Source organism: Psychrobacter nivimaris (assembly GCF_904846365.1).
In the GTDB taxonomy this organism is placed as follows: Bacteria; Pseudomonadota; Gammaproteobacteria; order Pseudomonadales; family Moraxellaceae; genus Psychrobacter; species Psychrobacter nivimaris_B.
In genome coordinates, this window is record NZ_CAJHAL010000024.1 from 48,134 (window position 1) to 60,465 (window position 12,332).

12 protein-coding genes and 1 tRNA gene are annotated in these 12,332 nt (G+C 43.3%); 6 read left to right on the top strand and 7 right to left on the bottom strand.

Features of this window, described 5'->3' with window-relative positions; translation table 11 throughout:
• Positions 1-9 precede the first annotated feature (9 nt).
• The 7 genes from rplC to JMX63_RS10650 all read right to left on the bottom strand — a co-directional run bounded on the left by rplC (position 10) and on the right by JMX63_RS10650 (position 6,747).
• Complete coding sequence (rplC, locus tag JMX63_RS10620) at positions 10-648, bottom strand: 50S ribosomal protein L3 (RefSeq protein WP_057758696.1); 639 nt, start codon at positions 646-648, stop codon at positions 10-12.
• Positions 649-697: 49 nt separating this feature from the next.
• Positions 698-1,009 (bottom strand): 30S ribosomal protein S10, encoded by a 312-nt coding sequence (gene rpsJ / locus JMX63_RS10625; RefSeq protein ID WP_010196670.1) that lies wholly within the window; start codon positions 1,007-1,009, stop codon positions 698-700.
• A gap of 409 nt (positions 1,010-1,418) precedes the next feature.
• Positions 1,419-3,020, bottom strand: a complete 1,602-nt coding sequence (locus JMX63_RS10630) for an Rne/Rng family ribonuclease (protein WP_201572278.1) — start codon at positions 3,018-3,020, stop codon at positions 1,419-1,421.
• A 120-nt stretch (positions 3,021-3,140) separates the two neighbouring features.
• Positions 3,141-3,824 carry a Maf family protein gene (locus JMX63_RS10635; RefSeq protein ID WP_201572280.1) on the bottom strand — a complete coding sequence of 228 codons (684 nt, stop codon included), beginning with the start codon at positions 3,822-3,824 and terminating at the stop codon, positions 3,141-3,143.
• Positions 3,825-3,929: 105 nt separating this feature from the next.
• Positions 3,930-4,415, bottom strand: a complete 486-nt coding sequence (mreD, locus tag JMX63_RS10640; protein ID WP_057758689.1) for a rod shape-determining protein MreD — start codon at positions 4,413-4,415, stop codon at positions 3,930-3,932.
• A 120-nt stretch (positions 4,416-4,535) separates the two neighbouring features.
• Positions 4,536-5,396 (bottom strand): rod shape-determining protein MreC, encoded by an 861-nt coding sequence (mreC, locus tag JMX63_RS10645; protein ID WP_102077941.1) that lies wholly within the window; start codon positions 5,394-5,396, stop codon positions 4,536-4,538.
• Positions 5,397-5,709: 313 nt separating this feature from the next.
• A complete protein-coding gene (locus JMX63_RS10650; RefSeq protein WP_057758685.1) occupies positions 5,710-6,747 on the bottom strand; it encodes a rod shape-determining protein in 1,038 nt (345 codons plus the stop codon).
• A 25-nt stretch (positions 6,748-6,772) separates the two neighbouring features.
• Between JMX63_RS10650 and JMX63_RS14630 the strand changes: the two genes are divergently transcribed.
• The 6 genes from JMX63_RS14630 (at position 6,773) to JMX63_RS10675 (ending at position 12,204) form a co-directional block, all read left to right on the top strand.
• Positions 6,773-6,901: a hypothetical protein gene (locus JMX63_RS14630; RefSeq protein WP_265089099.1), complete on the top strand. Its 129-nt coding sequence runs from the start codon at positions 6,773-6,775 to the stop codon at positions 6,899-6,901.
• Positions 6,902-7,429: 528 nt separating this feature from the next.
• On the top strand, positions 7,430-7,744 hold the full coding sequence (gene gatC, locus JMX63_RS10655; RefSeq protein ID WP_057758683.1) for an Asp-tRNA(Asn)/Glu-tRNA(Gln) amidotransferase subunit GatC: 315 nt from the start codon (positions 7,430-7,432) through the stop codon (positions 7,742-7,744).
• An 81-nt stretch (positions 7,745-7,825) separates the two neighbouring features.
• Positions 7,826-9,322 carry an Asp-tRNA(Asn)/Glu-tRNA(Gln) amidotransferase subunit GatA gene (gene gatA, locus JMX63_RS10660; protein WP_134292650.1) on the top strand — a complete coding sequence of 499 codons (1,497 nt, stop codon included), beginning with the start codon at positions 7,826-7,828 and terminating at the stop codon, positions 9,320-9,322.
• Positions 9,322-10,848: an Asp-tRNA(Asn)/Glu-tRNA(Gln) amidotransferase subunit GatB gene (gene gatB / locus JMX63_RS10665; protein WP_201572282.1), complete on the top strand. Its 1,527-nt coding sequence runs from the start codon at positions 9,322-9,324 to the stop codon at positions 10,846-10,848. The genes gatA and gatB overlap by 1 nt, the downstream gene beginning before the upstream one ends.
• A 114-nt stretch (positions 10,849-10,962) precedes the next feature.
• A tRNA-Pro gene (locus JMX63_RS10670) sits at positions 10,963-11,039 on the top strand.
• A gap of 259 nt (positions 11,040-11,298) precedes the next feature.
• A complete protein-coding gene (locus tag JMX63_RS10675; RefSeq protein WP_102091145.1) occupies positions 11,299-12,204 on the top strand; it encodes a hypothetical protein in 906 nt (301 codons plus the stop codon).
• Positions 12,205-12,332 lie beyond the last annotated feature (128 nt).

Consider the following 12,332-nt stretch of genomic DNA (forward strand, 5'->3'; position numbering starts at 1 on the left):
TCCCCTTGCTTAGGCTTTGACTGACGGACGTACGATAACATCGCCACCGGTGGCACCTGGGATAGCACCCTTGATGACAAGTAACCCTTTTTCGGCATCAACCGAAATCACTTCTAGGCCCTGAACGGTAACACGTTTGTTACCCATCTGACCCGCCATCTTCTTGCCTTTGAATACTTTACCTGGTGACTGGTTTTGACCAGTTGAACCATGCGCACGATGAGACACTGAGTTACCATGAGTAGCATCTTGCATACTAAAGTTGTGACGCTTAACAGGGCCTTGGAAACCTTTACCTTTGCTCTGTCCTGTCACATCAACCATCTGACCTTGTTCGAACAAGTCAGCTAGAATCTCGCCGCCAATCTCACGACCTTCAAGATCGCTTTCGTTGGCACGGAATTCCCAAACACCACGGCCAGCTTTAACACCAGCTTTAGCGAAGTGACCCTTTTGTGCAGCTGTTACGCGGCTGTCACGACGAGTACCTGTGGTAATTTGGATGGCTTGATAACCATCTACATCAGTATTTTTTACTTGAGTAATGCGGTTTGCATCGACCTCAACAACTGTTACAGGGATAGATGCGCCTGTTTCAGTGAAGACACGGGTCATGCCGCACTTTTTACCGACTAAACCGATCGCCATTTTAGACCTCTTTATATCTTATATTAATGGGTTGGGTGTTTAATGTGCATTAACCCAAAGCAATTTGAACGTCAACACCCGCCGCTAAATCTAATTTCATTAGCGCATCCACAGTTTTGTCAGTTGGCTGAACGATATCAACCATACGCTTATGAGTACGGATTTCGTACTGGTCACGAGCGTCTTTGTTAACGTGTGGTGAGGTTAGAACGTTGAAGCGCTCAATGCGAGTCGGCAACGGTACAGGACCACAAACTTGCGCACCGGTGCGCTTTGCAGTATCAACAATCTCTTGTGCAGATTGATCAATCAGACGATGATCAAAAGACTTAAGACGGATACGGATTCTCTGGTTAGCCATGCCAGCAAGCTCCTAATATGTGCCTTTGTCATTCTTGCGTCGCAAGACCATGATCAAAAGCAGTTTGGTTAAATATTCACTTAAAGCGGCCTTCTGTTCTTAACCAGAATGAGTTCTTTATCCGAACTTATAGCGTGCCAAAAGCAAAATAGTTTAAAGCCCCGCCAACCCTCCTATTAAATGGAAAGTAGCAAAGGCATAATGAAATAGTGCTAGAAACGATGCTCTAGCTGTCATAGCGCCAGCTTTTTTATTCAGCTGCGCATATATAATTCAGTGGTGTATATTATACATAGTATTTTAGGTATTGCAAGAGCAATCTCTAGTATCATTAGAGATGTTCCTTCTTATACTGGCCACTAATCACACAAATAGTTTCATCTAAAATTATTATTTGTTTTTAATAAAATTAATCTAAAACAATATCATACTGCTCTTGGGTATATAGATTCTCTACATCAAAAGTAATGACCCTACCCAGTAGATACTCTAAATCAGCCACTGTGTCTGACTCTGTTGTGAGTAGTAAATCAATGACTGCCGCATGAGCTACTACTGTGAACTTTTTGGGAGAATTATAAGTACGGGCGCAGCGCATAATTTCGCGGAAAATCTCAAAGCAAACGGTCTCTGCGGTTTTGACAAACCCGCGACCTTGACAAGTTGAGCACGGCTCACACAGTTGTTGACCCAACGATTCACGCGTGCGTTTGCGTGTCATCTCTACTAAGCCAAGCTCACTAACCTGCGTAATCTTAGTTTTTGCATAATCTTGAGTAAGCTGCGCCTGTAAGCTCTCAAGCACGTCATCTTTGTGCTGTTGCTCAAGCATATCGATAAAATCTAGAATAATAATGCCGCCTAGGTTACGTAGTCGTAACTGTCGAGCGATAGCATGTGTGGCTTCTAGATTAGTCTTATAGACCGTATCCTCTAATGAGCGACCACCCACAAAAGAACCTGTATTGACATCGATCGTGGTCATAGCTTCGGTCTGATCGATAATCAGATAACCGCCAGACTTGAGATCGACACGGCGCTTTAGTGCGTCACGTAAGTCATCTTCTACACGGTGTACATCGAATAGCGACTGCTCAGCGGTATAATGCACGATTCGGTCATAGACGAATGGAACAAACTCTTTGGCAAAATATCTGACTTGCTCATAAATCTGCGTATTATCAATAATGACTTTTTCGGTATCAGCGTGAACCAAGTCACGGATAGAACGTAATGGTAATGACAGTTCTTGATAGATCAGCTCTGAGCTCTGATGATGATTAATCTCTTGGCGACGAGCACAGATAGTACGCCATAGCTGCAATAGGTAATAGATGTCCTCTTCTAGCTTATCGACAGGCACACGCTCAGCAGCGGTACGGGCAATCAGTCCACCTTTTAGATTGACCGTCTGCATTAGGCTACTAAGTTCGGTCTTTAATCGGCTACGCTCTTCTTCACCATCGATACGCTGCGATATACCAATATGATCACTCGATGGCAAATATACTAGATAACGTGATGGTAGTGAGATGTTGGTCGTTAGACGAGCACCTTTGCTCCCTAACTGATCTTTGGTTACCTGTACCAAAATACGCTGACTTTCATGTAGGCGATGCTGAATCAATGTTTTAGACGCTGGTACTATTTCTGTGCTTTGCGCACTGACAATAGGCGGTGTCACAGCCAAGCTATCAGCAGCAGCATTGGTAGTCGCATCGTCCTCATTTATCTCGTGCTTAGTGGCCTTAGCCGCTTTGTTTTTTTCTGCAACGGGGCGCGGTTCACGCTGCATATCGTTGACATGTAGAAATGCGGTCCGTGATTGACCAATATCTACGAAGGCTGCCTGCATACCAGGAAGGACACGTACGACCGTCCCCAGATAGATATTGCCGACCAACCCCAGTTTGTGATGTCGTTCAATATAAATCTCGCCCAAAATACCATTGTCTAAAACCGCAACACGGGATTCCATTGGACTAATATTAATCAGCAGCTCTTCGGACATAGTTTTTTCTCTTATCTCTCAGCTTTCTTATTAGACGGTCATCGCCTATTAGATTGACAGTGTAACAAATGCGACTTGCTCTTGCCCATTACCCTACCGTGTCATTATGTGCATATCCCATTATAACGGGTTGACTGTGTCCATACTGCCTTCTGTCATTTCTTTGATTAGTGCCAGTGTTTGTGCCAGTGGCAGACCAACGACATTGGTATAGCTGCCATTAATACGACTGACCCATGTAGCACCAAGTCCTTGAATGCCATATCCACCTGCTTTATCAGCAGGTTCGCCACTATTCCAGTAGTCGCTCATCATCTGTGTCGTCAGTGGTATAAAAGTCACTTCCGTACGTTCAGTGATTCGCTGCTGGTTAATAATTTGCAAGCACTGTGTAGGTTTTGCTTTGCTTGGTTCTGCTTTAGTCAATAACTGTACTTGAGTCGCTTGAACGGCAGTCCATACTTCGTGGACGTTATCAGACATACGCTGCCACATACTATATGCGTGCTCGCGATCGACGGGTTTGACCAAGACTGTCTTACCATCCGACAGCACGCCAATGGTATCAGAAGTCAAAATCATAAATGGTGATGTGAGGCTATCATGATCCGCTTGAGAGGTGTCGCTTAGCTGTTGTATCGCGGCATTAGCTTTGGTTTCGACCATGCGTTCGATATAGTCTGTTGGCGACTCATTATCCAACGGCGTCTCATCGATATCTACACTTAAGATAGTAAAGTCTAGTTGCGCTCTTTCTAGTAGCTCACGACGACGCGGAGAGCCAGACGCTAAAACGATATCCATCGATATTCTCTTCATTTATAAATTTATGATGTGTGTGGTCATACAGTATTGTGGGCCGAGCAAGCTAAGCTGTTAATCAGAGTAACAGCTATAGCTAGTGACTCATTAACGCGAAAACTTGCGTAAAGCAAACAGTACGAGTGGCCAGCTAATGATACTCATAAACAATGACAAAGCAGACTGAGCAACAAAGACGTTTTGAATAAACATCTGTAGTATCCATAGATTTAACTGAAAGACAATCAACCCTAGACTAGCAATTAACCAAGCGCTAACGGTATTCAACTGTCTGACATAGATACTGGTAATTTTGATAACCAGTGCAACCACAACAGCGGCGAACGCTTGCTGGCCTAAATGCGTATCCATCAATAAATCAGCAATCAGTCCAACCGTAAATGCGGTAAAAATGCCAACATAACGTGGCTGAAACAGTAACCAATAGATCAACACCATGATCATGACCATGGGACGCAGTGTGGCCATGCTTGGGCTTAATGGATAGACATTGAGTGATGATGCAGCGATGAAACTTAGAACAATCACAACTATCAATAGTACCGTGGCATTCTCAGAATCAGGATACGACATGGGTACTTACCTTAGCGAGTGTTTGATAGTTGCTGTTATATTGTTGATTGGATATTGGCAAGGTGAATACCATAAGTGGAAAGAGCTTTAAAACGTTAATACTGTGGCTTACGTCATTATCTATGGAGCAATAGCAGCAGCATTATTCTCATTTAGCAGCTTGTCTTGAAGTATTAATACATAGGCATTGTCAATAAAGTTAGCTGCTGGAGTAACTTCGATCGTTCTAAAGTTATCAGTTTGCTCGTCTTTGACATGCGCGATACGCCCTACTCGATAACCTGCCGGAATACGACCGCCCAATCCTGACGACACTAGCTCATCACCTACCCGCACATCCGATGTTTTGAATACGTAATTGAGACTTAATGAGGATGGAATGCCTTGACCTGTGACGATAGCACGCTGACCGGTACGCTTGACAGTAACCGCAACTGACTGCTGCTCATCTGTAATCAACAACAGACGGCTAGTATTCGGGTAGACATTGATAATCTGTCCTAATACACCATCTTCATCGATGACCGTTTGCCCAACTTGTACGCCATCTTGCTCACCTTTGTTAAGCACCACAATCTGTCTGAGCAAATTGGTATCTGTACCGATGACTTGCGCCAAATTAAGATCAAACTGCTCAGGCTTGGTGGTAGATAAGATACCTTGCAGACGTGCGTTCTGCGCCAAGATATAATCTTGCTGTTGTAGCTTGGCATGCGCGTGTATCAATTGCGACTTTAGCTGCATATTTTCGCGACGCAGTGCTTCTTTTGACTGCAGGCTGCCACCAGCCCAATGCTTGGCATAGCTTGGTAATAGAGACAGCTCATAGATTGGCTGCATGGCGGCATGACTGGTGCTACGTACTGGCTTGAACCAATCAGAGTTTTTGCTATCAAACCACATCAAAATTAAGGCTGCTATCAATACGATAACAGTCTTACGAAGTGATAACGGCTGGCGCGCAAAAATACTTGGAGTCATAAGTCGTCTGATTTAAGGATTCTAAAATGAACAATAGCACTTATTTATAGCATGAGTGTTTATCGAGGATATTGGGTTCTAGCACAAATGAATGCAATTAAAGGTAGCACAATCGGCTACCTTTAATTTTATATATAGTCAATTTTATATAAATTGGGTACGGTGTCAGTCTCGCTCAGCCTACTATTTGTACTACTTTCGCTCGGCTTTCTTGTATCCAAATTATATTGAACCGACTATATTTATAGTGTCATCATTCACATAAATCATCATATATTACCAAGACTATATGGCAATTAAAGATAAAGATGACTTAAACAAAAATCATGTTTAAACTTTTGTTATTGATGAAATCAAGCGCGATACCACCGCCACGACTAACGCAGGTTAGTGGGTCTTCTGCTACCGTCACTGGCAAACCGGTCTCTTGCGAGATAAGTTTGTCTAAGTCACGTAATAGCGCGCCGCCACCTGTCAATACAATACCACGCTCAGCGATATCTGATGACAACTCTGGCGGAGTCTGCTCAAGTGCTACTTTTACAGCGCTAACAATACCGCTCAATGGATCAGTCAATGCTTTTTGCACTTCTTCTGAATTGACAGTAAAGGTCTTTGGCACACCTTCTGCCATGCTACGACCACGAACTTCTACTTCTAGTTGGCTGTCTTCATTCAATGCAGAACCGACTTCTTTTTTGATACGCTCAGCAGTCGTCTCACCGATGACACAACCATGCGTACGGCGTACATGAGTGATGATCGCTTCATCAAACATATCGCCACCGATACGAATCGACTCAGCATATACGCAACCAGACAGTGCGATAACAGCAATCTCAGTTGTACCACCACCGATATCCACAACCATAGAACCACTGGCTTCATGAACTGGCATACCAGCACCGATAGCCGCAGCCATCGGCTCTTCTAGCAATAGTACTTTGCTCGCACCTGCTGATGATACTGCCTCACGAATCGCCTTGCGCTCAACTAGAGTAGACTTGCATGGTACACAAACCACGACGTTAGGCTGTGCCATAAAACGCTTGGCTTTTACTTTAGCGATAAAGTGCTTAAGCATTTTTTGCGTCACTTCAAAATCAGCAATCACACCGTCTTTCAACGGGCGAATCGCTGTGATGTTCGCAGGCGTACGACCTAGCATCTGCTTGGCATCGATACCAACAGCGGCGACGGTCGGGTTTTGAGTACGATTGCTTCGTAACGCGACCACCGTAGGCTCGTCAAGCACGACGCCTTTATTAGGAATAAAAATTAGGGTGTTCGCAGTACCGAGGTCGATAGCGATATTATTTGATAAAAATCCAAACAGGTTCATGACTAATATATCCAGCGTCTTACGAATGAGGCGAATGAGATTGACTGAGGTGTTACTCGTCAGTGTTGAGCAGGTCGTCGTTAAACATTACTTGTGGCAACAGTTAATCATCCCAACAAGTCAAAATTCAAACAATAATGATGAAATGAAAAAACTGAGCTAAATTATACCGATTTAGCTCAAAAAAAACATAGATATTTGCATCAGTAAGTAAGGATTTTTGTCTTAGACGCCAAAAGTTGTTACAAAGTTTGAAATAGTAGCGAATATCATTCAACTCAATGAAACATCATTTAATCTGATAACTAACAAGGCTCTACAGGCAGATGAATGTTTTGCTTAATAGCAGATGCATACTGTAACGTATTTTAGAAGCTAATTGGAGAGCAATTGAGGAACAATGATGAATTAGGGGGTCAGTTTTGCAATTCTCTGTAAATCATTGTGTCTTAATTAGCATTATGGCTTGTCTGACACCATATCTTATTTAATATTACGTCTTTATCAATTCAGCCTCTTGGTTGAGATTGTGCATCAATCAAGCGTCATGCTCTGTAAACTTGAGTCAGATGCTTTATAATAAGCCCACTTACTATTTGTTTGTATTTTAGTTGTTTCTATTTTAGCGCTTATGTATTTTCGTTTTCGTAATCAACTACTCTAACAAAAACTGTCCTTAACTGGAGAAACTATGTCTCAGCAGCCAGCAACGTCTGACAGCAACGTCAGCCGTGAAGAAATCCTAGAAGTTGCCAACCTTGCCCGCTTAGGTGTCGATGAAAGTACAGCCGATAGCTATGCTGATGATATCAGTAAAGTATTAAAACTGATGAATACGCTATCTAACGTTGATACCACAGACATTAAGCCATTAGCCAATATCCATGAAGCTTGCCAAGAGTTGCGTGCTGATGTGGCAAAACATGATATCAATCGTGAGCGTAATCAGTCAGTCGCGCCTGCCGTAGAAGAAGGCTTATATCTAGTGCCTCAGGTGATTGAATAATAGTGGCTGAATAACACAATCACGCATTTGCCATTATCTCATTTTATTTTATGCTATTAACATTTTGACGGACGACACCTTATGTCTGAACTTCATTTATTAAGTACCGAGCAACTCATTACTGGCTTGCAAAACAAACAATTTAGCAGCGCAGAATTAACCGAACACTACATCAAGCGTATCGATGCGCTAGATAGCAAGATTAACAGCTTTATCACTCATACTTCTGAGACAGCACGCGCACATGCAAAAGCAGCAGACGAGATGCGTGCTCAGGGCGATCAGCGTCCGCTACTTGGTGTCCCGATGGCGCATAAAGACATCTTTTGCACCCAGGGCGTACTGACCACTTGTGGCTCAAAGATGCTACATAACTTTGTCTCACCATATGACGCGACTATCGTCTCTAATATCGACAAGGCTGGCATGATTAGCTTAGGTAAGCTCAATATGGATGAGTTTGCGATGGGCTCAGACAACAGTAGCTCATACTACGGTACGGTACAAAACCCTTGGAACCTAGAGCGCGTTCCTGGTGGCTCGTCAGGTGGTAGTGCTGCTGCCGTTGCCGCTGGTTTTGTCCCTGTTGCTACTGGTAGTGATACGGGTGGCTCTATTCGTCAGCCTGCTTCATTTTGTGGCTTAACCGGTATCAAGCCCACTTATGGTCGCGTCTCGCGCTTCGGTATGATTGCCTATGCTTCAAGTCTAGATCAAGCAGGTAGCATGGGGCGCAGCGCTAAAGATTGCGCCTATCTGCTCCAACCAATGATTGGTCATGATCCACGCGATGCAACTTCTATCAAATACGAGATGCCTGACTACGTACAAGATATCAATGATGCCCAAGCTGCTGCTGGTGATAAGCCATTTGACGGTCTTCGTATTGGTGTAGCCAAAGAATACTTCGGTACAGGGCTTGATAGCGAAGTTGAGCAAGCAGTACGTGCGGCTCTGAAGAAATATGAAGAGCTTGGTGCAACGATTGTAGAAGTGAACATCACTGATCCTGAGATCACGCTTGCCACTTACTATATGCTAGCGCCTGCCGAAGCATCATCTAACCTATCGCGCTTCGATGGCGTACGTTTTGGCTATCGCTGTGAAAACCCAACGGACCTTATCGATCTATACACGCGCTCACGCTCCGAAGGCTTTGGCCCTGAAGTACAGCGCCGTATCTTGACAGGGACGTATGCGCTATCGGCTGGCTACTTCGATGCTTACTATACTAAAGCACAGAAGATTCGCCGTTTGATCGTTAAAGACTTTGATGAAGCATTTGCTAGCTGTGATGTGATTGCTAGCCCAACCGCACCGACGGCAGCTTACAAGCTTACTGACAACCTAGATCCTGCAACGATGTATTTAGGTGACGTTTATACCATCGCGGTCAACCTAGCAGGTCTACCTGCCCTCAGTCAGCCAGTTGGTTTGACGACTGAAGGCCTACCTATTGGCTTACAATTAATCGGTAAGCACTGGCAAGAGAGTCAACTGCTCACGACTGCGCATCTGTTCCAGCAGCATACTGATCATCACCTACAACACTCTACCATCGCAAAGGAGACGGTATAATGAGTACAGCTACTACTGATAACAATGCCGTCCGTGAACACGCGGTGCGTAAAGAGCTATTTGTCGATGGCTATGAAGTGGTCATCGGTATCGAGATTCACTGCCAGCTAAATACGGAAAGTAAGATCTTCTCAAGTGCGCCGACTGACTTTGGTCATGAGCCAAACAGCCAAGCAAGTATCGTCGATTTGGGTCTACCTGGCGTATTACCAGTGTTAAATGCTGGTGTGGTCGATCGCGCATTAAAATTCGGTATCGGTGTCAATGCTGAGCTGGGCCTGTTTAATACGTTTGACCGTAAAAACTACTTTTACCCTGACTTGCCTAAAGGCTATCAAATCACTCAGATGGCAAATCCTATCGTGGGTGAAGGCTATATCGATGTCGTGGTCAACGAAGGCGAAAAGAACGAATACCCTAAACGTATGGGTATCACCCGCGCGCATCTAGAAGAAGATGCGGGTAAATCTGTACATGACGCAGTCGATGGTATGACGGGTGTGGATTTGAACCGTGCTGGTACGCCACTAATCGAAATCGTCTCTGAGCCAGACATGCGCTCAGCTCACGAAGCACTTGCCTACATCAAAGCCATCCATCAGCTAGTCACTTGGCTAGGTATCTCAGACGCAGTGATGGCCGAAGGCTCATTCCGCTGTGACTGTAACGTCTCTGTGCGCAAGCCAGGCGCTGATCTCGGTACACGTACTGAGCTAAAAAACCTAAACTCGTTCCGCTTTATCGAACGTGCTATCAATCGTGAAATCGAACGTCAAATCGATATCTTAGAAGATGGTGGCAAAGTCGTACAAGCGACGATGCTATATGATCCAGAGCGTGATGAAACGCGTACCATGCGTACCAAAGAAGACGCCAACGACTATCGCTACTTCCCTGATCCTGACCTGCTACCTGTCCGTATCGAGCAGCATACGGTTGATGCGATCAAAGCAGCAATGCCAGAATTACCAGTCGCTCGTCGCGCACGCTTTGAAGAAGCGCTTGGTCTGTCAGAATACGACGCTCGTATCTTAACTGGTAGTCGTCAAATTGCTGACTATTTCGAAGATGTAGTGGCTGAAATCGGACAGCAAGATGCCAAAATGGCTGGCAACTGGGTCATGGGCGACTTACTCGGCGCACTGAACAAAGATGACACTGACATCATCGACTCCCCTATCAGCGCCAAACAGTTGGCTGGCATGCTCAAGCGTATCAAAGATGACACGCTATCTGGCAAACTGGCTAAGAAAGTCTTTAGTGCTCTATACGAGCGTGAAGGCGGCGATGGCGATGATGCAGCAGATAAAATCATCACAGACAAAGGCCTTAAGCAAGAAACCGATACTGGCGCTATCAAAGCGATGGTCGAAGAAGTCATCGCAAAAAATGAAGCGATGGTCGAAGAATATCGCGGCGGTAAGGAAAAAGCCTTTAACGGTCTGGTCGGTCAAGTCATGAAAGCCAGTCGCGGTAGTGCTAACCCACAGCAAGTGAACCAAATTCTAAAAGAATTATTGGGTTAACATTGGCTGCTAAGCGATTATACTGACTATGCTAGGCAGAATAATATTGTAGAGTTTGGCTGCTATAAATAGCCCTTGCAATATACATAATTTTGCGTAAAATAGTCAGTCACTCGGGGCGTAGCGCAGTCTGGTAGCGCACTACACTGGGGGTGTAGTGGTCGCAGGTTCAAATCCTGCCGTTCCGACCAAACATAGCAGTAAAGAGAAAAGCCAATCATTGTTTTCAATGGTTGGCTTTTTTTGTGCTAAATTTGACTGGTGATTGTATGATGTTTTGATTGAGCAAATAATAATAAAAATCTTGCAAGACATGATGAATAATCTAAAGCCAGTCATCCATATAGCTTTAGGCTGGTTTGTCTTATATCTACTTTGATTTAATGGTGTGTAGAAGTGTGAATTGTGACTTATTTTTTTTCTGATATTCAAAAAGGTTATGATACCCACATGGAACTTGCTTCCTTGTTAGACGTACTTATATCTATATCCGAATATCCTATATGTTCTGCTATTGAGTTCTTGCAATATCACGATTTTCAAAAGAAGATTAAATTTTATTACTTAGAAGATATAAGTTATAAACCTATTGAACTAATGGGAGCTGAAAATATTGTCAATAATACTCTTTACGAAATTAATAGTGATTATCCTTTAATAACAAAGGTGTTAACAGAGTTACCGCCTCACATTATGAACATAATATGTAATATCTATTTTGACCCTATACAACTTAATGAATTGGATTTTATATCTAAACTGGATTTTGATTTTACAGATAAAAAACGAATAGCAGATTTAGCTATGCACGATTACACAATTGAAGGTAGGCTAATTGATAAAAAGCTATCTAATCTTGCATTACAATTTGGACTCGTAGATAAAAAACTCAAACCTATCCAATTGCCAATTGATGAGGTTAAAAATTTAGTCACTCACTTTAACCACCAATTTGTGATTAAAAATAATAATCTTGAGTTGGTAAACCAAGATATTTTTATGGCTGCAGGTAGCAATTTAACATTTATTAATTCTGAACCAAAAATTAATGATCGTCCTCAACGCATCGTAGAACTTGACAGAGAGTTAGCACAAATTAAAGACCAACCAATTAAATTTAAAGCCAAAATTCTAAACCATTCGGTTGATGACGAGCCAATCCATCATAAAACTATTAATTCTATGGCAACATTGGTAGCTACTTTGCTTAAACTTGCAAGTTATGACAAACAAGACTTAGAAAACCCTCACGGTAATATCAACAAAGAAATCATAGCTAAAGCCGAGGGTTTAGGTTTAACTTTAGGTAAAGACTTCATTGCAAAATGGCTAAAGAAAGCTGATGAAGTTCTATAGAAGAGACCATCCCAGATTCTGTGTAACTGCCATTTAGATTAAATGCTTACTGATACGGTCATCAAACATAATCATAAAACGATTCAGAGCAGACGTCCAGTTACGGATTGGCATCGACCACTTTTTAG